At 54.3% G+C, this 23,190-nt stretch carries 30 protein-coding genes; 11 read left to right on the top strand and 19 right to left on the bottom strand.

The window, feature by feature from the left end; genetic code table 11:
- The 15 genes from ACGYLO_RS12265 to ACGYLO_RS12335 form a co-directional block, all read right to left on the bottom strand.
- Complete coding sequence (locus tag ACGYLO_RS12265; RefSeq protein ID WP_394376720.1) at positions 1–825, bottom strand: hypothetical protein; 825 nt, start codon at positions 823–825, stop codon at positions 1–3.
- An 11-nt stretch (positions 826–836) separates the two neighbouring features.
- Positions 837–1,247, bottom strand: a complete 411-nt coding sequence (locus tag ACGYLO_RS12270; protein ID WP_394376721.1) for a hypothetical protein — start codon at positions 1,245–1,247, stop codon at positions 837–839.
- An 11-nt stretch (positions 1,248–1,258) separates the two neighbouring features.
- Positions 1,259–1,849 carry a hypothetical protein gene (locus tag ACGYLO_RS12275; protein WP_394376722.1) on the bottom strand — a complete coding sequence of 197 codons (591 nt, stop codon included), beginning with the start codon at positions 1,847–1,849 and terminating at the stop codon, positions 1,259–1,261.
- Between the two features lie 94 nt (positions 1,850–1,943).
- Entirely contained in the window at positions 1,944–2,327 is a 384-nt protein-coding gene (locus ACGYLO_RS12280; RefSeq protein WP_394376723.1) for a hypothetical protein, read from the bottom strand.
- 2 nt (positions 2,328–2,329) lie between these two features.
- Positions 2,330–3,097 carry a hypothetical protein gene (locus tag ACGYLO_RS12285; RefSeq protein WP_394376724.1) on the bottom strand — a complete coding sequence of 256 codons (768 nt, stop codon included), beginning with the start codon at positions 3,095–3,097 and terminating at the stop codon, positions 2,330–2,332.
- 72 nt (positions 3,098–3,169) lie between these two features.
- Positions 3,170–3,946 carry a hypothetical protein gene (locus ACGYLO_RS12290; RefSeq protein WP_394376725.1) on the bottom strand — a complete coding sequence of 259 codons (777 nt, stop codon included), beginning with the start codon at positions 3,944–3,946 and terminating at the stop codon, positions 3,170–3,172.
- Positions 3,900–4,529, bottom strand: coding sequence for a hypothetical protein (locus tag ACGYLO_RS12295; RefSeq protein ID WP_394376726.1), 630 nt, complete (start codon positions 4,527–4,529; stop codon positions 3,900–3,902). The genes ACGYLO_RS12290 and ACGYLO_RS12295 overlap by 47 nt, the downstream gene beginning before the upstream one ends.
- 71 nt (positions 4,530–4,600) lie before the next feature.
- Positions 4,601–5,542, bottom strand: a complete 942-nt coding sequence (locus ACGYLO_RS12300) for a hypothetical protein (RefSeq protein ID WP_394376727.1) — start codon at positions 5,540–5,542, stop codon at positions 4,601–4,603.
- Between the two features lie 66 nt (positions 5,543–5,608).
- Positions 5,609–6,496 carry a hypothetical protein gene (locus ACGYLO_RS12305; RefSeq protein ID WP_394376728.1) on the bottom strand — a complete coding sequence of 296 codons (888 nt, stop codon included), beginning with the start codon at positions 6,494–6,496 and terminating at the stop codon, positions 5,609–5,611.
- Positions 6,497–6,505: 9 nt separating this feature from the next.
- Complete coding sequence (locus tag ACGYLO_RS12310; RefSeq protein ID WP_394376729.1) at positions 6,506–7,105, bottom strand: NADAR family protein; 600 nt, start codon at positions 7,103–7,105, stop codon at positions 6,506–6,508.
- Positions 7,102–7,545, bottom strand: coding sequence for a type II toxin-antitoxin system death-on-curing family toxin (locus ACGYLO_RS12315; RefSeq protein WP_394376730.1), 444 nt, complete (start codon positions 7,543–7,545; stop codon positions 7,102–7,104). The genes ACGYLO_RS12310 and ACGYLO_RS12315 overlap by 4 nt, the downstream gene beginning before the upstream one ends.
- A gap of 72 nt (positions 7,546–7,617) precedes the next feature.
- The gene (locus ACGYLO_RS12320) at positions 7,618–8,514 is read right to left on the bottom strand and encodes a trypsin-like serine peptidase (protein ID WP_394376731.1); all 897 of its coding nucleotides are present in this window, start codon (positions 8,512–8,514) and stop codon (positions 7,618–7,620) included.
- Between the two features lie 86 nt (positions 8,515–8,600).
- A complete protein-coding gene (locus ACGYLO_RS12325; RefSeq protein ID WP_394376732.1) occupies positions 8,601–9,155 on the bottom strand; it encodes a cyclin-dependent kinase inhibitor 3 family protein in 555 nt (184 codons plus the stop codon).
- Positions 9,148–9,468, bottom strand: a complete 321-nt coding sequence (locus ACGYLO_RS12330; protein ID WP_394376733.1) for a hypothetical protein — start codon at positions 9,466–9,468, stop codon at positions 9,148–9,150. Before ACGYLO_RS12330 ends, ACGYLO_RS12325 begins: the two co-directional genes overlap by 8 nt.
- Positions 9,469–9,627: 159 nt before the next feature.
- Entirely contained in the window at positions 9,628–10,554 is a 927-nt protein-coding gene (locus ACGYLO_RS12335) for a nucleotidyl transferase AbiEii/AbiGii toxin family protein (protein ID WP_394376734.1), read from the bottom strand.
- A gap of 956 nt (positions 10,555–11,510) precedes the next feature.
- On the opposite strand from ACGYLO_RS12335, the gene ACGYLO_RS12340 reads away from it, so the two are divergent.
- A complete protein-coding gene (locus ACGYLO_RS12340) occupies positions 11,511–11,930 on the top strand; it encodes a hypothetical protein (protein ID WP_394376735.1) in 420 nt (139 codons plus the stop codon).
- Between the two features lie 327 nt (positions 11,931–12,257).
- A complete protein-coding gene (gene folE2 / locus ACGYLO_RS12345) occupies positions 12,258–13,349 on the top strand; it encodes a GTP cyclohydrolase FolE2 (protein ID WP_394376736.1) in 1,092 nt (363 codons plus the stop codon).
- A 423-nt stretch (positions 13,350–13,772) separates the two neighbouring features.
- Here folE2 and ACGYLO_RS12350 read toward each other — a convergent pair whose 3' ends face one another.
- The gene (locus tag ACGYLO_RS12350; RefSeq protein ID WP_394376737.1) at positions 13,773–13,970 is read right to left on the bottom strand and encodes a CsbD family protein; all 198 of its coding nucleotides are present in this window, start codon (positions 13,968–13,970) and stop codon (positions 13,773–13,775) included.
- 336 nt (positions 13,971–14,306) lie between these two features.
- Between ACGYLO_RS12350 and acpS the strand changes: the two genes are divergently transcribed.
- The 6 genes from acpS (at position 14,307) to ACGYLO_RS12380 (ending at position 18,019) form a co-directional block, all read left to right on the top strand.
- The gene (gene acpS, locus ACGYLO_RS12355) at positions 14,307–14,720 is read left to right on the top strand and encodes a holo-ACP synthase (RefSeq protein ID WP_394376738.1); all 414 of its coding nucleotides are present in this window, start codon (positions 14,307–14,309) and stop codon (positions 14,718–14,720) included.
- Positions 14,721–14,826: 106 nt separating this feature from the next.
- Positions 14,827–15,372 carry a hypothetical protein gene (locus ACGYLO_RS12360; protein ID WP_394376739.1) on the top strand — a complete coding sequence of 182 codons (546 nt, stop codon included), beginning with the start codon at positions 14,827–14,829 and terminating at the stop codon, positions 15,370–15,372.
- Between the two features lie 64 nt (positions 15,373–15,436).
- Positions 15,437–15,664: a hypothetical protein gene (locus ACGYLO_RS12365; protein WP_394376740.1), complete on the top strand. Its 228-nt coding sequence runs from the start codon at positions 15,437–15,439 to the stop codon at positions 15,662–15,664.
- 45 nt (positions 15,665–15,709) lie between these two features.
- Positions 15,710–17,155 carry a hypothetical protein gene (locus ACGYLO_RS12370; RefSeq protein ID WP_394376741.1) on the top strand — a complete coding sequence of 482 codons (1,446 nt, stop codon included), beginning with the start codon at positions 15,710–15,712 and terminating at the stop codon, positions 17,153–17,155.
- Positions 17,156–17,228: 73 nt separating this feature from the next.
- Positions 17,229–17,582 (top strand): hypothetical protein, encoded by a 354-nt coding sequence (locus ACGYLO_RS12375; RefSeq protein ID WP_394376742.1) that lies wholly within the window; start codon positions 17,229–17,231, stop codon positions 17,580–17,582.
- Positions 17,579–18,019, top strand: coding sequence for a hypothetical protein (locus tag ACGYLO_RS12380; protein WP_394376743.1), 441 nt, complete (start codon positions 17,579–17,581; stop codon positions 18,017–18,019). The genes ACGYLO_RS12375 and ACGYLO_RS12380 overlap by 4 nt, the downstream gene beginning before the upstream one ends.
- Here ACGYLO_RS12380 and ACGYLO_RS12385 read toward each other — a convergent pair.
- Positions 17,998–18,504, bottom strand: a complete 507-nt coding sequence (locus tag ACGYLO_RS12385) for a disulfide bond formation protein B (protein WP_394376744.1) — start codon at positions 18,502–18,504, stop codon at positions 17,998–18,000. The genes ACGYLO_RS12380 and ACGYLO_RS12385 overlap by 22 nt on opposite strands.
- Positions 18,501–19,235: a DsbA family protein gene (locus ACGYLO_RS12390; protein ID WP_394376745.1), complete on the bottom strand. Its 735-nt coding sequence runs from the start codon at positions 19,233–19,235 to the stop codon at positions 18,501–18,503. Before ACGYLO_RS12390 ends, ACGYLO_RS12385 begins: the two co-directional genes overlap by 4 nt.
- A 395-nt stretch (positions 19,236–19,630) precedes the next feature.
- Here ACGYLO_RS12390 and ACGYLO_RS12395 point away from each other — a divergent pair, with 395 nt between their 5' ends.
- From ACGYLO_RS12395 to ACGYLO_RS12405, 3 genes are all read left to right on the top strand, one after another.
- The gene (locus ACGYLO_RS12395) at positions 19,631–20,818 is read left to right on the top strand and encodes a glyoxalase superfamily protein (protein WP_394376746.1); all 1,188 of its coding nucleotides are present in this window, start codon (positions 19,631–19,633) and stop codon (positions 20,816–20,818) included.
- 188 nt (positions 20,819–21,006) lie between these two features.
- Entirely contained in the window at positions 21,007–21,810 is an 804-nt protein-coding gene (locus tag ACGYLO_RS12400; RefSeq protein WP_394376747.1) for a hypothetical protein, read from the top strand.
- A gap of 117 nt (positions 21,811–21,927) precedes the next feature.
- A complete protein-coding gene (locus tag ACGYLO_RS12405) occupies positions 21,928–22,311 on the top strand; it encodes a helix-turn-helix domain-containing protein (protein WP_394376748.1) in 384 nt (127 codons plus the stop codon).
- 7 nt (positions 22,312–22,318) lie between these two features.
- Here ACGYLO_RS12405 and ACGYLO_RS12410 read toward each other — a convergent pair whose 3' ends face one another.
- On the bottom strand, positions 22,319–22,954 hold the full coding sequence (locus ACGYLO_RS12410) for a hypothetical protein (protein ID WP_394376749.1): 636 nt from the start codon (positions 22,952–22,954) through the stop codon (positions 22,319–22,321).
- Positions 22,955–23,190: the final 236 nt, after the last annotated feature.

A 23,190-nucleotide genomic window follows, 5' to 3' on the forward strand; every position in this document is an offset into this window, starting at 1 on the left:
TCATAGCTCAGGCAGGGCCTCATCCTCTGCCTGGGGTTCGACCTCGGCACGGAGGCGATCTGTACTGGGCAGGCCAATGCCAAGCTGTAGCTCAGCGTAGACATCCTCATGCGCCTCGACATGATCCGATAGGCCCGGCCAAATTTCTTCGAGGTCTTCATAGATCCAGTTATCGAACCTGATCCTACCGGCCACCGGATGATCCAGATGCAGGAAGAGGTCTCCATTGCCGGCAATGAATTCTGGATTGGACCCAGGCCAACGCGCCTCGATCTCATTGACCCATTGCTGCGAGAGCGAGGTGAAGCGATCTGAAAGCTCATCCTGAATGCGCTCCACCTCGCGGTAGAGCCAGGCGCGCAGCTCCGCGGGGGTTTTCGTGCGCACGGGCTGATCCCAAATCTTCCCACCCGGGCCATTCATCTCAACAGTCAGGCCATAGCTGGTTTCGATTTTCAAATCGAGGTCGATGACCACATCATCTGTCGTGGCATAGATGAAGGCCACGATATTCTCCATGATCTTGGTTGCGGCGGCCTGCAGACTGTCATCATCAGCCCCATAACCATGAACACGCAAAGAAGGCTGCTGCGCATCATCCATGTCGATCGAGATGGATGCGGGTACGGGACCGATGGACAGGACATCGCCTGAGAGCATGGAGCCGGTTCCATTCAAGAAGCCCACCCTGGAAAGACCAAACCCATCGGCACTGCTGTAGGAGGCTTTCGCATTCTGGAAGCCAAAGCCCTTCATACGCTCCTGCAAAGCGGCCATCTGATCCAAGATCATGCCCCAGGCTTCGCGCGCAACTCCATTTTTCACTGTGGGTGCCATTAGGATGGGCCATCGCTGTCAGCCGTAGATGAAGCATCATCAAGCGACGCGCTTGGTTCAAGGGCGCCCATCTCGACGAGAGCCCGGCGCGCCTCTTCAATGCCCTGTGCATCGATACTCCAGACATCAACGCCGCCGTCGAGGTTCAAACCGCTCTTCCCATCGAAGATGCTCTTACTTAAACCATCTTCGCCGCAGAGTGTGGACAGATAGTACCGACCCACAAATTGGCCCAATACCTCTCCTTCAGGCGACGTATCGAAGTCATAGGTTGCGTCATAGAACTCCACCAATGGATCAGGCTTATCATGGGTCAGCTTCATGCCGAGCCCATAGGCGTCACCTTGATTAACAAGACGGATACGAAATTCGCGTCCCGTTTCATGATTCTTGATAAGTTGGTTATTCACAGCTGCCTCTTTCACATTTCCATCTCGAGGGTCTCGCCATCGAGATCGATTTCCTCCTCATCCTCGGCTTCAAAGGGCGAGAACCCTACGAAGCCGCTCAATTCCTCTCGCAGAGGCCCCCAGACATTATCGCGATAGTCGATCACGCGTTTCGTGGGGCTGAATCGGATCATGTGATGACAATCGTCGAGCTGCATTGAATGTCGCATGGCAGATACCAGCATTGAGCAGGCAACATCATCATCGCCGTCATAGAGCACCATGGTACGCTTCACGATATCAGTGAGGTCCGCTACGACTTCATCTTCCATGCCGTAATTCGCATAGTCATGCATCTGTGCATAGATGGATGCCACCGTCTTCAGGAAATCAGGTGTCCTGCCGCCATCACCGAAGATCTTGCCCTTGATGTAATCCCAGTCCAACGCGTCGAAGAACTCGATCGGCTCCGCACCCTCTCCGATGTTGTTGAAGTGGATTGTATTGCTCGTGCCATCGACTTCTTTGATCACGACCTTGAGCCGGGCGGTCTCGGCTTCATGGGAAAAGGTTGCAACGATGCCCCCTGTGGTGGTGAAGTCGTATTCTCTGATCTTTGACATTCAAACTTCCTCGATGTGTCACTCGGTATGGCAGCAAGCTATGCAGGGGTGGTGAAAATACCTATGATTGCGTCCATTAAGGCACGCGGCACCTTTAGGGCTCTGGATCTGGCTCCGCCAGTTTGGGGGGCTCCATGCCAAAGAAACCCTGATACATCTCTTCCATGCTGAGCTGACGGACCTGATGCATGCCCTCCGCGCTGTAAACAGTCACGGTGCCATCGGCGTCCACGCTGACCGGCAAGGCATAGGCTTTCTCTTCAGCATCTTCCATGTCGCCGCTTGCCACGGCATCAATCACCATCGCATGGTCCTCATCTGCCGCGGCATTTGCCTCTTCGAGGGTGGAATATAGGCAATAGGACTCTGCAAACCCTTCCGCGTTGAAAGCGGGAAGCTCTTCCTGCGGCGCGTTGTCAGGGTGGAATTCGTTTTCCGCGAATTCTGCCTTGAACAGCATGAAGCCTTTTACGCTCATGATCACATCTCCATTTCAGGGGTGGTTTCATCATCCGACACCGCGGCCTCGATGAAGGCTGTCTGATCTTCCATATAGAGGAAGGCATCATCGGCCACGTCAAGCTGACCCAGCCGGTGCTGGAAAAATGCATGCATCTTTTCGTGCAGGTCGAAAACCACACCGGCGTGTTTCACCTCGGTGATTTCCATGCGCGGATCATATCCCGCGACCGAGACTTCATCCTGCTTGAGGTAGTCATGGTAAGCGAGCCCGATTGAGCGACGCACATAGGCCTCGGCATCTGTGCTGGAGATACCTTCATCCTGAAGATAAGCCACAGCTGCATCCGCGACAGAAACGAAACGCTGATCCAGCTCCATGGCTTGCTTTGCATAGGCATCGAGCGCCGAGATTGACCATTCGCCCTGGCGCGCTTCCATCTCGCCCTCAGAGCGGGCCATGTCGAAAGACATTTGCATATGTTCGTTGCCCTCATACTGGGCATATTTCATCTCAGCGATCTTTGAGGCGTAGCGGACCCGCATCTCGGTGGCCGGGGAGAAGGTAGCGCCGTTTTCCAGCAATATGTCTGCGATCCCGCGGATCTTTGAGAAATGCGCCATGGTCATGCCGTCGCGGAATTCCTGAATGGTCATCACCGAGACTTCCGGTGGAAGATCAAACGTCGAGACATCCGATTGCTCGTTCATATAGGAAGAAAGGCTGAACCCGCCGGCCACAGCGAGCGCGCCGATGCTGGCGTAGTTTTTCCAGGAATTGCGAGCCATGATCATTCTCCGTGTGAGGTTGCTTTATCGGAGCATATGGCGTCCTTGCGAAAACAAGAACGCCAATACATTTCAAGGCTCGCCGATGGCGTTTTCTTCATCCGCAAAGACCTGCTCGTATACTGACGGGTTCACCTCTTTCAGAAAGGCTTTCGCCGCATCTGGATCCTCTACACGAACAGAGATGCCAACCTGCTCTCTCATCGAGCTTTCGGCATCCAATTCAAGGAAGTTCGAAAGCCGCACCGCGCTTGGATGTCCATGTTCATCCAGGTCGTGGTAGATCGCATCGGCGCCATATCCATAGGCCCAATCGTCTTCGACGAGAGCCTCCAAATCTTCCACATCAGCTTTGGCAAGCCATTCAGAGATATCGACCTGCTCGACGATCATGGCCAGATCGTCCTTGAGGGTCGCCAATACCGGTGTGCCAAAGATGTCTTCGGGTTTCGACCAGATCGCACCCTCGCCCAGATCACCGATATTTACCGCTTCTGCCAAGCGCATCGTATCAGCGGGATCGATGTCAGTGCTTTTGACTGTCACCCAGCTGCCATCTGCCTTGCGGATCGAGTTGGATTTGTAGGCCGAGCGCACCACCCAGCGGTCCTCAACCTCGCTGAAACCTGCATCACCAAACACAGATTTCAAAGTTTGCGGTTCCGCGCGCAGCTGGGCGGCCAGAGCCTCCAGAGCCGCGGCCGCCTTCTCAGCCGTCAGGTCGACGCCATCGGCATCGATAAGCCCTGGTACGTTTACCGTGACTTTATAGGGGATTTCATAGCTCATTTTGTTCTCCAGTTTACAATTCAGGCATATCTTGGGGGTTTGGTTCTTCTTCAGGATCATAAGGCAGCCCACTCAGCACGCCGTAGTCCCAAATGACATGGAAAGTCTCATCGCCTGATGTGACCAGCCAGCCTCCATTGTGCAGTCCAACGCAGGCGTCGACTTTACGAATATCCTCGTAAGACACTTCGATCCGCTCGCCCGCGACGGGGGTTCCGGCCTCGTAATCCTGCGGACCCCAGAGCCCCACGACCATTTCGGGGGTGATGCGGGCGCCGCCGCGCAGGATGACCTCCTGCTCAAGGCCCGCATATTGGTGCCAGGAGGGGCCACTATCCTTCAGCCCCAGCGTGATAAAAAGTGCCTCGACATCAATGCCCCTCTCTGCGGCTGTTACCTCTTGGCGCATAAGGAGAAGTTCTTCATCTTCAGCCATGCCTATTTGGCGGTGGCGCAGGATGCGCATTAGCGAGGCCTGGGACTTCGACCAACATGAATAGGGACGCGGTTCTAGCTCGACCACCCGACCTTCCCTTAGTGCCTCTGCCTTATCTTTTCCGATTGTCACAACACGCCAAAGTATGCCGCCCGCGTAACGACAACCTTGAGGCAATCGTGCATCGATCTCGGCAATGTTCGACATGTCCTTCGAGCCAAGTTCACCAACCCCCACATGACTGGTCGCGAGCTCGCAAAGTCGAAGGCCTGCAGTTCTCATGGGCTGGGCATATCGTCGATGGCAGTCTCGGGCTCGACAACCTCGAAGCGGTGCCCCTGGCTGCGAAGGTATTCACCGAAGATACATTCATCCTGTTTGGTGAGGTGAATATCTGGGCGCTGGCCTGTTGACGTGATCATCTCAGAGAACACCGCGCCCGGTTGCGACCGGGTGCCCTTGCCCGGCAGGATATCTGCACGCATTACGTCCGTGCCGTTTATGTCCATAAGAGCACTGACAGTCTGAGTTGGTAAGAAGACAAGGCTCGAGGCGTTTTCTGAGAATTCCTCAGCCAGTAGAACTGCAAGATCCTCAAGCCCCCAGTCTTGGGGTAATTTCTTAAAATGCATATCGCCTGCGATGAGCTTGCCGGTGATGGTTGGAATATCGCCGGTTACCACTGCTGTCCAATCTGGATCAGAGGTCTTGAAGATGCCCAGAGCTGCTCTCTGGTTCCCCCAGAACTCACCAGACCTCAAGAGCTCGCCAGGTACAAGGTCAGGGACCGGGTCGACAGTTTCGAAATAACCGATGTCGAGATCTTCGACGCCGAAAAGCTCGATGCCAGCCATGAAGTCCTTGTGGCGCACATAAATCGTGGCGCTATCCGTAGCATCGTCAGGCATGGCAAAAGTAAGCTTAAGCACGTCACCATCTGAAGTGAAATCGCTGGAGACCAGGCGGCGCGGGTCGCTCAAAGAAGCAATCAACGCGCGCGCCTCGCGGTTCAGTGCGGCCGCTTCCTTTTTCCAGGCAGAGATGCCACGCTCACCGATATCCAGCCGCGCGCCGTGTACGGTCATCAAAGCTCCGCGATAGCCGGTCATATTGTAGTAGAGTTCATCCACCTTGGCGCCGTTGACCTTCACATCATAGCGCTTCTCACGCTCCATGATGTGTCTGGATCTGCTCTCTTCGATGGTCAATTTGAACGTCATGGTCTCTCTCACTCTATGCCTATGCGCAGCATGCCACTATCTTGCGAAAATGGTCAGCGATCCTTTTTACATATCGAGTGTATCGAGCACTGACATCTTCTCCTCGACTAAATCCTCCGGCCGGTGGCCGGCGCGGGTTGTGTCCCAGATCGTTTCAAGGATGAATCCGAGTTTGGTCTTGCGCGCGTGTGTAAGCTTCTGACCCAAATCGTATTCCATAGACGATGTGGTGCCGTAATTGTCATAGGCGCCGGTAAGAACGGTCCGGCCGTCGACGGTGACGACAAAGCTCCCACGGCCGAATTCTTCTTCTCGGCTGCTCTCGAAGCCCAAACGATCACCGTAGGAATCCTGCAGCTCCTGACGGATGACCACGGGGTCCTTGGCGCATATTGCATCAATCACTTGCGGGCTGTGGTCATCCAAAGAAATGCCGCGCTCTTCTACGAAGATATTCCTCTCCCTTTCGAGTTCAGGTTCGAGTGTGGCCTCCAGCTCGGCTGCCTGGCGGCGAAGGTCTGCCGCCTTCAGGCGCGTTAGGGTGTCCTCGATCGTCTTAATGTGCTCTTCCGTGACATTGATCTCCACATCGGCCCCAATGCTCTGCAGGTCGTGGATCATCCCCTCTGAGACATAGCAGATCAACTCCGGATCGCTGCCCTCTTTGACGAGGTGCATGATGAAGTTTCGGGTATTCAACTGCGGGTCTGGCCGCGGCACGATGGTAAGGCGGCCCGGCGCAGCTTCCCTATCAAACTGCCCATCGGGAAAATGACTACCGATTGCAGAGAGTCTATTGCCGCCCCGGGTCCCCGCCAAAACGGAAGCAGCCTGGTCCAGGCTGAGCCGCGCAACGCGTTCATAGTCTACCCCACCCATGTCGTGGCTGCGGATGCACAGAAGCGCCATTACCTCTGATTGATACGTTTGGGGGCGAAGGATAAGCGTGCGCATGGAAGCCTCTCAGATGTCAAAGGAGGCCTGCGCCTTACGCACAGGCTCAGGGGTGAATGTCGCGACCTCACGGCCGCAAAGGATAAGATCAGAGATCTTGGGCGCTGCGACCTCGAACGGCGTCGTGGGATCGTGATCCGCCACCTCTTGGCGCAGCTCCATCCAGAGCCGGCCGAGGACATTCTCGCCGCGCAGGATGCCGTTCTCGTTTAATGTGCCCCAGAAATTGTCGCGACTGGAAATCTCGACGATAGGCATACCATTTGTTTTCGCAAAGAGAGCCGACATCTCTTCTGGATGATGACCGTAGCGCAACCGCAGGGAGTGACGCATCAGCGATACGTTTACATCATACCAATCGACACGTGTCTCATTGCTGCGCGTATAGGCCAGACGCTTTGCTTTGACCGGATGCGGTTCCGCCAGGATCTTGGCCTGAAAGTCGGGCAGATGCGGAAAGCGCATCGCCTGATAGTAGTTTTCGGTGGCCGGCACGCCGAGATCGACAACACGCAGAGAGAAGCCCGCATGCATGTTGCTGAGCGCGCCATATGGATCGGTCGTGCGCAAGAAGGCTGCGACTTCATTTTGGATATAGGTCCGGCTCACGGGCTAACCTCCGGCCCGGAAAGATCGTAGTCAAAGAGGCTCTGATAGATCGGGTCATGGATGGCATGCGCCGTAACCCACTCTTCGAGCATCTCGGTGTTCCCGTCCCCGGCCGCGGCGCCGACGATCGCGTCGACGGTTGCCTGTGGTGCTGCCTCGAGTTTGAAGCCATTCATGCTGAGCACCATGGACATGGCACCATAGGCCGCGCGCTTATTCCCATCTGCAAAACCATGCGCTTTGGCAATGGACACACAGAAGGTGGCGGCGACGGCTGGCACCGACATGTCGGGCTCGTAGTGCATACGGCTTTCCGTGCGCCCCCAGGCCCCTGCGATGGCATCGATCGAGCGGATGCCGGAGGCGCCCCCAGTCTGATCGATGATGCGGTCATGAAGGTCGATAATCAATTCGACGCTGGGGATCTGGATCTTGGACATGGTCTTCTTTCGATAGGAATACTGGAAACCGTGGTGCCAAATTAGAACATCACACTGAAAATGGTGAGGGCCTTATTCGCAGGAATAGGTCAGTGTAAGGTCGCCTATAGGTTGCGGCACTGGCACCTGGACCATGGGCAGGGTTGCCCCTTTGATCTCGACCTGCAGATCATCCCCAGCCCATTCCAGTAGGCCATCATCGGATCGTGCATAGGAAAAGATCGCATCGCCCACGGTCGCCGCGGGCAAGATTATGCGTGAGTTTGCAGGCACACGTTTGGCGATGTCGCGCCAGCTCTCACGGTCCAGATCGAGCCAGAAGACGCCCTGATGGATATCGACGTCACAGGTGTTCAGTACATCCACGGCCGAGAAGGTCACGATCGGCAGAGCCGTTGCCGCTGCGGTCTCTACGGGCTCCAGCCCCGCGCGCGGAAGCAGTTGATATGCCGCGCCGTCAGGGCTGCTTGGATCTTGGATGACACCGACAGGTGCGCCGCCCAAGAGAACCGGCGCTCCTTTTGCCAGTTCGGGCAAAATACAATCCAGTCGGCCAGAGGTATTTCCAGCCTCAAGAACCACACATCGCGTGAAAGCCTGTACCGGCTGGCTGCCACCTGCATAGTGCAGCACTTCAAGAGTTTGCCCAATCACGGGATCCAGCGTCCGCTCAGCAATCTTCATATAGTCCGCAGGAGGTTTCCGCCCTTCGATCAACCCCAGGCGTAGGGTGGAAATCTCAGGGCCCTGAGCATAGGCCGCAATGCCAAATTCCCTATAACCAGGCTTTGAAGCACTGGGCCCTGCCCCTTCAGCCATATTCAATCCGGGCAAAGCCGAGACTGATCCTCTTGGGGTGCCTGATGCATCGAGCAGACAATCAGCTGCGGTGACGATCATATCAGGGGCAACCAGCATGCCCGTGCAGACAGGCAACTCACCGTCGATCTGTAGGGTGCTCAGCTCCATACGACCTTCAGACAAGACCTGGATGTTCTCCGACAGAACCATCTGAGGCGCTGCAACAAGAAGTGAGAAGAAGAGATGGCGCATGGTTACGGAGCAGACCAGTCGCGATAGTTCTCTACGAAAGTCTCCTGAAGCTCGTTCTCAATCGCACCCGGCCGCAGCTTGCGGATTTCCGTGACCGCCTCATCAGCAGCCATCCCCATGTCCTGGAGCAGCATTGCTGCAACCGTTCCGGTCCGGCCAAGGCCGCCAAGGCAGTGAATCAGTACCCCACCGAAATTTCCGATGTCGCGCTGCAGCTTGGCGGAAAGATTGCGCCACTCGGGCAGTTGCTCACGATCGGGGACATTACCATCAATGATGGAGAAGTGATGCCAGTCGATCCCCGCATCACGCGCTTCGAGCTTGATATGCGGAATGTTGTAATACCGCATCTCGTTCCACTCCATGAGCGTCAAGATGGATTTGTAGCCGGCTTCGGCGATGTCGTTCAGATCGACACGCAGGTCCCGGTTCCAGGATGGTCCAGTCTTGGATTTCCCCTTCTTACCGGGGCAGATGGTCATCCCAATCGCGCCACGCCCAACGCGCAGCTTCGCAATCCGCAGGGGATCACTTTGGGATGTCCGAAAATCAAGCATTGGCTGGCGCCATGCGGCTCAGCGCTTCATTTAGATAGGTGGTGACTTCATCACGCTGTGGCATCGTGTCGTCCTGCCAGTCCGTCACACCGGTGCCCGGCTCTGTGACGCAGGTACAGGTGACCTGAACATCCCAGTCTGTGCCATCATCAGCGCGCACGTCGGACATGGCCACCGCTTTCTGCCATTTCTCGGCGAGCTCGCTTTGCAGAAGATCGTCTTCGCGATCGGCAGAAACCGCACCCTGGAATACAGGATCCTCACGGCCCTCGTTATTGGTAAGGGTTATGCAAAAGTCGAACTTGAAAGACATGGCCACTCCGCGGTTCCGGTTATGCGAAAATACTCATATTGAATTTCTGCGTAACCGAACCTTTTTACAAGGGCAATTCTTTTGTGTCCCAATTTTTCGCAAAGTCTGTGGATTGTGGGTCACGGGGTATCAGGTCGATGCGGTTCGGTTCGCCGTCGATCAAAACCCGCAAGAGAAATCCTCTTCCTCAACTTTTAGCTCAGGCGCGCGTGATGCAATCATCTCTTGTGCCCGGTCAATCTGTGCCACGCAGGCGGCGTGGTAGGTTTCGAGAGACCCCAGCTCAATGGCTTTGTCGAAGGCCATGCCTGGCAACCAGGTCTCCATGTCAGTGCGGAAGGTGTCATAGCTCTCTGGAAGCGTCGCAAGATAATCGCGTTGCAGGCCGGTCCGGATTGCCCCCATGCTGCTGCGATAAGAAGCACATGCGACCTCAAGGCGCTCGTAAAGCGCATCATCCGAGACAGGCTCCATATGTGCCATCACGTAACCCATGTCATAGACGTCCCGCCACTTCATGGCCGGTCGGGCGGACATCGCCATGATCTTGTCGGCCCAGATGGTATCAAGCGTGGCCGCGGGGATCGCATGGTAGGCTTCGATACCAACGGCTTCGGCAATTGCGTCCTCAGCTTTGTACTGGGCTGTGATATCTGGCTCGGCGATATAGAATTCGGTTTTGATCTTTACGGCGCCGATCCGGCTGGGGTGCTCCCAGCGTCCAGTCCAACGCATCACCGTGCCAGGATCTGCATCGCGCACTTTGCCGCGCGCCTTGCCTTTGTCGATCAGCTCGAACTTCGCACCCGGTGTCACCTCATCGATCCGCTCAGCAGCCTGGCGCTCCACCTCGGCGCGCACCGCATCGAGATCTTTTGACATTTCGGGGCTGATGACGAAATCGAGGTCCTCTGACCAGCGGGGGGATCCGTGGATCGTTGAGATGGACGTCCCGCCATGAAACATGATCCTTCCCTTCATGTCGTCAAGTGAGCCAGCGATGCCATCCAGAGTGAAAATCTGGAGTGTCTGCGAGACCATGGTTTTTTCGGCTGGGGTCAGGTGACCACGTTTGGAGAGATCCATGTTGTTATTATCCTTGAAGGTGTTTTCCCTAATCTATTTCTCGCAGATGAAAGCTGAAAGCCCTCAAATTCGGCACGCTCCGCCTGTAACAGCGTAACATATTGATTTTAAACCGAACTTACGCCTGCTGCAGTCCAATATTACAGCGAAAAACCCCTCTGTTACAAACATATTGTTTAAAATCAATAGCTTAGACTTTGTAACGCATTACGCCCGGATATGTCTTTATATTGGCGCGATCTGAGAGTAGGTCTGTGTATCTCGTATATACACTATTTCTATATTTCTGTTACATACATATATATATCTATAAAGAGTAGATACTTCAGTAACTTACGGGCGTTACTTAAAGTTGGATTTCATGTTACGCTGTTACAGCATTGTTTTTAATGGATAATTCCCAATACCTCACAAAAATTGCCCGGATTCCTGTTACAAAAGATGGAATTTAGGCGATTCATATAAACGATTAGCGACAGTATCACATAAAGATTTTCCGCTCCGAACGCAGCCTGGGAAATAATTTATCTATGATTATCTGCCGGTTCCGTAACGAGTTCGAGGAGGCGTGAGCCAATTGCCGGACTTGAATTGGACCCGATTGAGGACATCGTGAGGTCGGATTTCTCCATATGGGCATCTGAAGAATGCCGGATCCCTGATCGTTATGTACCATCGTTTAATAAGGGGAAGCACATAATGAGAACAGTTAAACGATAACCGAACTCAGCCCATCCACACTCACAAAACGCACACCTCAATCAGCCTCGACGGCCCCGAAACCATCGGGCCCGTCGCCATATATACCGTGTTGAGGAACACCTGAAATCAGGCACACCCCATGTAGAAGACGTAAATCTGCAACAATGAATCCGCGTCACAGGTTTATTTTTCACAATACCCTACCCTGCCATCAAGGCACCCCCTATTTCACTATCAGCACAACACAGAGGACCGTGATCGACATGACCAGACAGAACGCCCTGACCCCAAATGGCCATGTCCGCGCCCGGCACGCCAAACCCGCCACGACCCGCAGCACGTCGACATCAGCTGAGGTCGGTGAGGCACATGCCAACCGCTACCCCAAGCATGAGGACCCAACCAAAGGTCAGGTCTACAATGGTGTCTGCAACACCACTGCATGTGTGGGGCGCCGTGCCGTCTGGTTGAACCGCGGAACCTTTGGGCTCTACTGCACCACATGTGCGCGTGGCCAAAACCGATATAATGAAGTCCCAATCTGCATCCCGGTCGATCGCAAGCCAACAATCGCTGAGATGGATGCACACCATCATGCCATGATGGCGGATATGTCCGCTCTGCGCAAAGCACGGCATGAACAAACAACTGAGCCTTATTTCAGCAATAGTTAAGTTATTCGCTTTACCCCGATTCCGTCTATCCCTATATAAATCAAGTACGCCGATCAAACATTGGATCACGCTTCGACCGGCCAGGCGATTCTGGCCATACGACCAAGAGGCCGAGCAGCCCATGAGCCCAAAAAAGGGCCAGGTCATCAAAAGGAAATCATAAGACGTGACAAGCATGGCGGCCCTTAAAAGGGCGGTCCAATAGGGCTATCTGTACAAAACATACGTCAAAACATGTATGTTCTGTCGACCAAAAGGCTAGAATGCCTATGGCCATTTGGTTAGTCCTGACCTACACAGCCGCCATAACAGACATGAGGCTGAGCTATGAACATCGTCAATAACATATCAAGAAAACCAGATCGGGAAGCAGCTGAGGCGGCTCTTGCGACTCTGAAAAACTGGATGTTCAACGCAACATCCGAAGAACTGGCTGAGATCAACGCATCTGACATGCGAATGCTCGCAGGTGATACCTACCCTACATTCAATCGTGACTATCCCAAGAACTTTACGGTCGACGAAGCTTATCGCGATACCCTGCCTGACCTGCAGAATGGCCCGTCCAGCCTGATCCGCGGCGCGCAGCAGATGATCCAGCATGTTGGCATTTCCAACTTCCGGTTGCCCATCGGCTTTCGTATGCGAGATGGTGGTGCCTTGACGCTCGAGACATCCGTCACCGGCTCGGTCTCGCTTGAGGCGGAGAAGAAGGGCATCAACATGTCCCGAATCATGCGCAGCTTTTACAACTATGCCGAACAGACCTTCAGTTTCGAGGTAATGGAAGCCGCGCTTGACGGTTATAAGGCTGATCTTGAAAGCCTAGACGCCCGGATCCAGATGCGCTTCTCCTATCCGATGAAGATCGAAAGCCTCCGGTCGGGCTTGTCGGGCTATCAGTATTACGACATTGCCCTTGAGCTCGTGGAGCAAAACGGTAAGCGCAAGAAGATCATGCATCTCGACTACGTCTACTCGAGCACCTGCCCCTGTTCGCTTGAGCTGTCTGAGCATGCCCGCGCCACCCGCAGCCAACTGGCCACACCGCATTCGCAGCGCTCGGTCGCTCGTATCTCTGTTGAGATGACGCCGGATACCGATACCCTCTGGTTCGAAGATCTGATCGAGATGTGCCGTAAAGCCGTGGCGACCGAGACACAGGTTATGGTCAAGCGTGAGGATGAACAGGCTTTCGCTGAACTGAATGCCGCCAACCCGATCTTCGTCGAAGATGCCGCGCGCCTCTTCTGTGAGCAACTCCTTCTGGATGATCGGGTCAACGATTTCCGTGTTGTGGCCAGCCACCAGGAAAGCCTGCACAGCCATGATGCGATCAGCGTGCTCACCCAGGGTGAGACCTTTGCGCAGGAGAGCATCGATCCGAAGTTCTTCAATACGATGTTCCACACCGGCTGACCCACTCAGGCATCCAGACCTATTAACTGGGTCCGATCGTAATGATCGGGCCCAGTTTCGTTATCCCATATCAGCGCGCGAAAATCGCTCATCGCTTCGATTATCGCATATCCCTGAAAAAACGGGCAACGGGAGCCCCAACGATGGCGATAGAACCTATGATAACAAGGCTGACGGATGCATTGTTTTCGTATCCTTGATCGCAGAGGTACATACCTACGCCCACTGACGCCAAGCCAGCGCAAATCAATATTTTATCAAGCATTTCAACTACCCGGCAAGAATTACCGCGTTCCATATTATGTTCAATTTCATTTAATCTGTCGGAATATACCGAGAAATTTGTTCTTTTAAAGGCAGTGCTCCAGAATGAAGAAACGGCCCTCACAGAGGGCCGTTTGATCAGGCTGAAATCGACCAGTGTCAGTGCCGTGTGGCGAACTCATCCACCTGCCGCTCAGCTTCATCCTTGGCGATGCCGTAGCGCTCCTGGATTTTACCGACAAGCATTTGGCGATCGCCGGCAGCCTGATCGATCTCATCATCGGTAAGTTTACCCCATTCAGCCTGTACGGAGCCTTTCATCTGCTTCCAGTTGCCTTGAACCCTGTCCCAATTCATCGCTCTCTCCTCTTCAAATTTGCTTCGCAAGATTAACGTAGCGAATATGGAAGGGGTTCCATTTTACGGTAATGAAAAAAGGCGAACCCTCGCAGGCCGCCCTCATCCTTTGCAGAAGCCTGAAGCCTGCTGGCCTCAGTGTATGTCAGACGGCCGTGCCCTCAAGTCCGTATCGCATTTGTTTTCCACTTTTTGCTGTTGTGGCATTTATCGATGGAAGAGGGCTGACCGCCCACTGGCGCCGTAGCACCGCATTCCTGCTGAGGTTGACTATGCGTGATCGTCGAGCATAAGTAAATACTGTATTTTTCGCATATGGTCTGGGTTCTCAGAATTATGATATTGGGTATCGGCTCCGATCTGACGCGCATCGACAGGATCAGGGCGTCCATCGACCGTCTTGGGGTCCGATTCCTGCAGCGAGTATTCACATCAGGTGAGATGGCCAAGGCAAACACAATTCTGGATCCCGCGGGCTTCTACGCCAAACGATGGGCGGCCAAAGAGGCCGTTCTCAAAGCACTGGGCACTGGCCTGAACCGCAACATTAGTTGGAGGTGCATAGAAACCTACCACTTGGAAGGCGGCCGACCTGCCGTGAGGTTGCTTGGTGGTGCAGCTGATCATCTTGCAGCCATCTGCCCGCCAGGACATCGCGCCGAGGTCCACCTGACCCTGTCGGATGAACAGGGCTTAGCACAGGCTTTCGTGATCATAGAAACGAGACCGATTTCAGAGGACGCGGATTAATGCATGGCATTTTCACAACATCAGGCGACCATATTCGCAGGCCCTAGTAAGGTGAGAAATTCGGACATAGATCAAAAGTATCCCATGAGGAGATATGGAGTAGAGCATGACAGAGATCTCGATCACCGGCATTTTCGTTCTCGAGCGTGACATCGAGCGTTTCAAGCCTGACTTCATTCTGTCGATCACCGATCGGGATGGATGTGATCAAGAGATTGCGATGGATGTCCTCGCCAAAGCGCAGGTCCCCTACCATCACATGGGGTTCTATGATGTGCCGCGGCTCCTGAATGGCTGTGTACCGCCAAGTATGCCTGACATGATCGAGATGATGGCTGTGCTCGACAATGAGCTGCCTGACGCGCCCGAGCGTCTTTTGGTGCATTGTCATGCAGGCGTGTCGCGATCGCCAGCCGTTGCCCTGATCGCCCTTGCGCATCTCTCGGCACGGATGGGTGAGACATCAGAAGAAGACGGGCGCCGGATCGCGCAGCAGGTCTTTGATGCACAACCCATGTCACAGCCCAACAAACGCATCCTCGCCCTGGCCCAGCAGCTCTTCGGAGATATGGGGGATGCCATGGTCCGCGAAGGCATCATGCTGCGGGAGGCCTGCGACTACGGCAAGGTCGCCGCAAACGATATTTGGTAGGTCTTGCGAAAATCAAAGTCTCCCAAAATACCTATCGCCTATCAATTCTGAAACGGTTCCCCTTATGCTTCATGACCTTCTTACTGCCAAATCCTTCCCAATCTACCTCGGCCGTGCCCTGCTGGTGCTCGCCCTGATCGGTCCACTGTCCTACTGCGCTGTAGAGGAAAACCGCTCGACATCTCAGGAGAAGATTGCATCCCAGCAGATCGTTGCTGACCTGCAGGCCGCCTGCATTGCCGAGCGTGGCGCATGGGACAACTGGAAAGAGACTTGCGAATTTGAAGATTGACGGTACTGTGCATGAATTACCCATACCGCTACTGCCGAGGATCGCATGGCTCTGAAATCCAAGAAGACACTCGCCAAACTGAACCTCGAAGACAAGTTCACCAAAATCGACGGCATTGAGCTGATCGACTTCTATCAAGTCCTTCATGCTCCGGGGTCAGCAATCGACAGGCCAATTGGCATTGCCGATCTCGGCCAGGCCCTCGGCTTGGATGCGATGCATGCAGACGCTGTGCTGCGGGCTGCGGCGCGCGCAGGATATCTTGAGCCCTCCAATATGGGCCTTGGCCTCTGGCATCGCACCGTTCAGGGCAATGCCCTTGCACAGGCAAAACCCTCGAAACGTATCGAATGGGAGCAGGTTGAGGCCATTCTGCCGGCCGTCATTGAGGAGAGCACTGCGATCAACCGTGAATTTGGTCACCTCGTCTACATCAAGGAGATCCTGCTTTTCGGAAGCGCGATGGATAACGACCGCATGAGCTATGGTGACGTTGATCTGGATTTCAACATTCAACGCCGCGCCGAGTATGACAGCGAACCACAGGTGCGGGATGCGATCCTTGAACGCGTCCCTGAATCCAAGCTGCGTGGCATTCTCGGCGTTCCAGCTTTGGCCGCGGAGAGCCAAGACGCATCGGAGATCCTGAGGCGCATCAAGAAGATCAGCCCCTTCGTCTCAGTCCATCGCAATGAAGCGGAGTCGAATGGGTTTCGTCGCCGCCAGATCTTCGAATGGGATTTAGAGGCTTCCCAACCTGTACCGCAAAAAGCGCTCCAAAAAGAAGTGCCCGCCACTGTGGCAAATTACTTTGTGGAGACTCCTCCCGTGACGGCGCTGGCACCGGTGGGGCGTATCATTGACAAGGATCCCTCCGGGGGTGAGTTGCGCTTTACCAGACCGCGCGGCCTGGGCCTCTATCAACATGCCTTCGCGCTCGAGGAGGAGGCGTTCAAGCCTGAGGTCGTCGACGGTGTGGTACAGCCTCGGAAAATCAAGAAAACGAGCGAGCTGGCCGCGGCCGGCTACCAGCACCTATGTCCGCATTGGAAAGAGGATATCGGAGGTCTTGAGATGTTGCGCCGCACATTCGCTTGGTGTGAGGAGCGCGGAACACTGCATGCCAAGCAGGGCTATGTCATCCGTCTCATGGTACATCCACACAATCGCTTCTTGGCGCTTGATGGGTACAATCACCCCGTATTGGCCTTCTGTGATTACGCTAAAGGGCGGGTCAAGGGAGACGTCTGCCATTCAGAAGCTAAGCGCGTAACTCTGAATGATCTGGCGGGTGGCTTTGCCATTGTGAAGGCCTTCCATAACTGCCTAACGGAGCTCAAGTTCAAACCCAATGATAGCCTCGACTTCATTATGGATATCGATCGTTTTTTGTCCATCGAGGCAGAGGAAATGCCCACCCTGAAGGAGATCGAGGAGAGAGGCATGGATGCAATCTGGTATGCAGATCATGACAGCATGCCGACACCCTAAGTCCATGCAATGCACAAGCCATAATAGGCCCTCATCTATATGTGCGAAAAACGTAGATGCTTAACCTGGGAAAATGGAACTGATGACGGTAGAAACCAAGACACGAGCTGCGCTTTCGCTGAATGATGTGGAGCCCCAAAACTACGCCGACTGGGCCAGCTTGGCGCCCTGGGATGTCTTCTTCTCTGATCTCGTCCTTACCGTGCATCACATTCTGACTGAGCCCACCTGCCCTTCGGTCAAAATCGCCTTTGAAATGCCCGAGCGCGCCGGTACGGATGTACTGGCGCACGGCTGTGGTGATACGCTAGAGGAAGCGATCGCCACTGCTGTGGCGAAGGCCAAGGAGGCACTGCCTGCATTGACTGAAAAGCGTCGCGCGGAAGTCGCCGTGCTTAAGGAAAAGCGGAAGTTGGATAAAGTATGACGGATCAAAACATCGAGACCCAAGACCGACCGATAACGGATCTCGCGAAATCGCTTTATGAGCTCTCAGCACGCACCACTCCCGCCTCAGATGCTGATCTCATCCAGGCCGCGGCAAAGTATGTTGAAGGGTCCATCCCCCCTTCAGAATTGCCTGTGCCTGAATACGATCTGGCGCATCTAGGTGGCAACTGCCCCGTACAGGCGGAAGGTGTGATCAACGGAAAGTCCTTCTATTATCGCGCCCGTTGGGATCGATGGTCTTTGAGTATCGGGGCTGACCCCATCGGCGCGCCGGAATGGACCCATGTAGAGATTTGCGGCGCGGCCTTGGAAGCGGGCTGGATGGAAGAGGACGAAGCGAAAGAGCACCTCGAACGGGCTTTGGCGCTTTATGCTGCTGGGCGACCTGGGGCTCAGATCCCGCCGGTGGGCTGATTATCTCGTGTAAAGTATGCCTTGATCCAGAGCGCTGCGAGCAGAGATGACAAGATAGCGTTCCATGACGCCATCGAAAGACCTGCCATTTGCCAGGCCACCTCATCACATTTGACGACCTTTGCTGTCATGATGATTTCCAATGCGCGTTCAGGTGATACATTTGTGAGATCGACATTCCCCGAACAGGATTGAAGCCCCTTCCAAAAACCCCGCTCAACACCTGTGTGGAATACGCCAATACCCGCAGATGTGAAGGTTGCCAGCGCGCCGAGGATGTAAACCCAGGGCTGGCGGAGCCGAATGCTGATCAACATCAAGATCACAGCCAGCAGATGCGGCCAACGCTGCCAAAGGCAGAATGTACAGGGCGCGTATCCTCCGATATGCTCAAAGCCGAGTGCCCCCAACAGCAGGGATGCAGAGCCAAGGCCAGCAAGCAAGCTCAACCTTTTGCGGTTAAAAGTGCGGCCCGCCCAAATCATGCAATACGAGCCGCATCGATCCGGCCGCGCAGGGAGGAGAAGCCTGACCAACCGCTGAACATATTGATACGCTCGGGAGCCTTATCATTCGCAACAAAGAACATTGGGGTGCCCTGAATGGGGAAGGTGCGCATCGTGGCCTGGATCCGGCTGGTCACGTCAAGCTCGGACTCTGAGAGCATCTTATTGATCTCATGCTCAGCAAGTCCAAGCTCTTCCCCATAGCGATTGGCAACGATCGGCAGTGCTCTTCCCGTCCGAAGATCCAAGCCAGCTGCGTAGACGGTTTTCAATATTTCGGCCGGCGCTGCATTGGCGCGGGCGAAGCCGGCCAGGAGCCGAGTTGAACCCAATGAGCTTTCTGAAAGGCCAATCGGGGCATAGGCAACACCCAACCCAGCGGCTTTTGCGTAGGCCAGCAATTTCTCGAGCCCGTCTTCGACGAAGGACCTGCAGTAGGTGCAATCTGTCGTCCCGATAATGAGAATACTTTTCGCATCAATGCCAGGCGTCAGGTCCAACGTATGACTGTCGATACCCGCGCGCGTCAATCGATCATCGAGCGTGCCCTTCCCCGGAAGAACCGGAAAAGTTGGGTCCAAAAAGGTTGCCCCAATGCCGGCCGCGGCCGCCACTCCAAAGCAACCGCCACCGATGATCAGCATGCGGCGCATCTGCTTGGCTTCCTTGCGCTCGCGCACTGATAGTTTCTTGTTGTTTGATTTTCGCATGTCTTCTGTCCTCGCTTTACCCAGCACATATGCCCAAAAAGCGCAGTTGAAAGGCTCAATGAATTACATTTTTCTCATCGGTGTGACCAAACCAGAATATTTGACATCAGTACACGGTAAAGAGGCTTAGATGCGTCGATGATGGTAAGATGTGACGGGTGATCTCATACGTTATCCACAAAAGATTGCGGATATGTCAATTCAACGGATTGTCACACCATGGCCTTCGCATATCATAAGAACGGTGCCGCGCATGGCCGTTCCGATCCGGGCATCCGCCTATGAAGAACATGCGCTCCGACGAAAACGCCATAGCGATCTCCTTTTTCATGGGGTCCTGGCGGTCATGGATCGAGCTGCCGACGAATGACCCCTTTTGAGAAGGATGCTTTCGCATGCCCAATACGACACCCGGACTCCCGGATTCATTGACGACGGCTAAGGCCCAGGCCCGCCGATTGAGAACAGCCCTCGAGGGCCGCCTGCCCCTTAAACATGGCCAATCGCTTGAATTGATTGCTCGGCTGCATGGCCAGGAAAGCTGGGGACACCTCCACGATATCTTCGAAGGCAAACCCTCTCCAAATGCAATCGAGGAAAGTGATGACCCGATTGCATTGGCAGGTCTGGTGCTGGCCGAGCGCACGACTGTCGGTACCTTGATGCAAGACATCGATAACCGCTCAAGGCAGCACTATGGCGCACCAATGCTGACGATGGCAGGAGCGTGCCTGTCCGCAATCTTATCTCAATGCGCTAAAAGGCAAGACGTCGATTGGGCAGGAGACACCTCAAGCATGCCGAATGATGTTTCGCCATCATACCTGCGCTGCTTGAAGGATCATGATCTCCATGAAGGCATGGTACGCGCTCGAGCTCTGGGGCAGCTAAGCTCCCGGAAATTTACGGATCAAGTCCTCAAGATGACAATCGACCTCTTACAGAGGCCGGTTCAGCCGCGCCGTGTAGGTGAGGATGTTTTCAATAGTCTCCTCCAGCACCTCACTGCGAAATTTCGCGACATGCCTGCATATCCTGCGTCTGAGCTTCCCCCAGCTCGGGTCTTCGACGGCCTCCATAGCCTCGTGATCGGCGAGGATATTACGGCCCTACATGGGGCCTTCCCGGGTATCATAGATATGCGCGGCCCAGGGATCATCCATCCAGTGGAAATCGCGAAGGCCCTGAACACCCCCTACCCGGAAGCTGGTTTTTCTTCCGGGACAGTTGCCCTCAAATTTATGGCCGGACTAAAGATTGGCATGCGTCTACAGGATATGCCATCCGCGCGACCGGTGGGTGGAGAACGCCTGTCCGTATTGTTGAGCCTATCTGACATAACCTCATGTAAGGGCGCAGAAGTTCTCCTGGCACAGGCACGCTCGTTGCGGCTACATATCCTAGTTCATGTTGATCGGCTTGATATGGACGCGGACCTACTTGCTCCAGTTCGCAGTAACGTCTCAAGCTTGATTGAGATCAGTGATGAACGCGAGGTGCGCGTGAAATCCTTATCTCACCCCAGCAAAGACAAAGATGGCTTGGGGCAGATCTTTAATCAGTTTAAGCGTCGGGCACGCTGAACCCAGCTGGTGTACAGAAATGACATGTTTAGCTGTGATTTTTGTACACCTCCTCCATCCTTCCTCTCACTGTATGGCTCGCTACATGTTGCCCCGCAGCCTCGCTTGCTGGGCTAAACGCTCTGCGTAGATTGAATGCGAAAAGCAAACGATTAACTATAGAGCTACACCGTCGAAGGGAGACAATCATGCCGGAAATCATCAAGGCTTGGGTTTATAACCCCACCAAGGCAATTTTCGGCAAGAAGTCCGACCGCGCAGCGCGCCTCCAAGTGTCCTGCGAAAATCCCCAGAGCTGCGATCTCTTCGTGAATGACAAGAGCTGCTTGCTCACCGGTTCCTGTGCCAGCTGCAAGTTTGGAGCGAAGACCCGCAAAGAGGGTCCGACCCAGCGGGCGCGGAAGTTCCACGACTGGATTTCCGACGAGACGGACTACTGCAAGAAAATCGATCGGGGTGTCAAATCCCTGAAGGCCTACAACCGGATCTTCAAGAGCAACGGGCATTACTACCTGCCCTACGGTGGTATGTCGGATGCGATCTTTATCGATGGCGCTCCCTTGCGTAGTCAGTGGGTGCCCGAGGAGGCCATGGATGCCGAGCAGCTGGAACGTCTCTGCACAGCGCGGCCCCGTAATGTCTTTGGAGAAGTGATCAGCCGATATCAGTCTGAGGAGGTTCTGAAATTCCTTGCGGACATCAAAATCTATTATCCGGAGCTCTTTGCCCTTCTCTCGGATGAGCAGAAGGCCCGGGTCGAGACCATCGACTATGTCGGCCGCCAAGCGGATCTAACCACCGTGGCACCGGGGCCTGTGACTTTGTCAAAGGATGTTTGGGAGTGGGACGGTGAAACACTGCGGCGCGAGGGGAGCATGTTGTTGCAGCCTGTACCGGGCGCCTGCGTGCAGACCATCGTGCCTGAGCCCGGTGCAATGGTGACCATCACACGCAACGAGCAGGTCACTGAGAAAACCGTGCTTTTGGACTAAAAACGCAATGAGTTCCTATAGATAGATGAACAGCTTTTGTTTGACACCCTCCATGACGCTGCTAAATCGAGAAAACTGAAACGACATTGGAGCCAGCCTCCGGATTGGATATTGAAGATGAGCACACATGTTATCGATAGCCATGTCGGGAAGAAGATCCGAGAACTGCGCAACTTGGCCGGTGTGAGTCAGACCAAGCTTGCCGATAGTCTGGGCATGAGTTTCCAACAGGTTCAAAAGTACGAGACCGGTGCCAATAGGGTTTCCGCATCTAAGCTTTTTGAGATCGCTTCATACTTTAATGCCCCCATCGGCGCTTTCTTTCCCGAGCAAGAAGGCAGCTCAGAATTTGAAGGCATCAGCCCAGATGAAGCTGGCCTTGTGCGCGCATATCGTGAATCGAGCCCGGAGATCCGGACTGCAATACGATCTCTAACGCGGTCCCTAAGCATGGAGCAGGATAGCAGCCGGTCAGGCAATCACGAAGCTCAGGCAGAGTAAGTGAGCTTTACCGAAACGCCCCTCCACAGGCTAATATAGCATCTTCCATTGCGTCCTGCACTTTAGGTGCATCGGTGCGGTACTGCTCAGACAAGAGGTAGAAAACGGCATCTCGACCATTATAAGTTTTCGTTTCAGGGATGGCGTAGAAGTCTACACCTTGAATGGTCGCGCTCCCTTTCAGGTACTCTCGATCTACGCTTGCTACCCAAATCCCATCATGGTTCCTCTTGGTGTACAGAACCATTCCGCGAACCCCTCCCATCCAATCATTATAGCCGCGCCACGCTCCAATCCTCTCGACAGAGTTCAGGTTTGCATATGAGATGATTTGATAGGGCTTTGGGAGTGTGTTGTAGATGATGATCCCTTCATATACAGCCTTCACTGAACAGGGATCTTCACCGCCAGAGAGAGTGAACCTTTCTGTTGGGCTGTCGATATGGACTAGATCCGCGAGTTTCTGAACAGCTTCTCGTGGGTCAAGGTCGGGAAGCTCATACCCTCTGTATGCATCATCAAAACAAGCAAGTCTTGCGATATCATTGTCCATCGATACGCACTTCGACCCATCCGCATGGGCCTGCGCCCCGAACAGCCCCGCCGCGAAAGCCAGACCGGTTACCCTAAGCAAAGTCTTCATCAGATACCCCTTTGGAATGCTGCAGTTTAAAATTCTTGTATGAATTCACTCAGCTTTGGTGATGTCAGATTCCAGATCAAGATATTTCTACTCGGAATTCCCTGCGTCAATATGATCAAGTTTGCCCAAAGGACGCCCGACCTATGGGCTCCAAAGCTCATCGAACTTGACGTCTGAGCGCCTGCTCGGCACCATTCATCCATACTATTTGTGAATATGGTTTGTGGATTTTAAGG

It is taken from the genome of Sulfitobacter sp. 1A13353, from assembly GCF_043557255.1.
Lineage (GTDB): Bacteria > Pseudomonadota > Alphaproteobacteria > Rhodobacterales > Rhodobacteraceae > Sulfitobacter > Sulfitobacter faviae.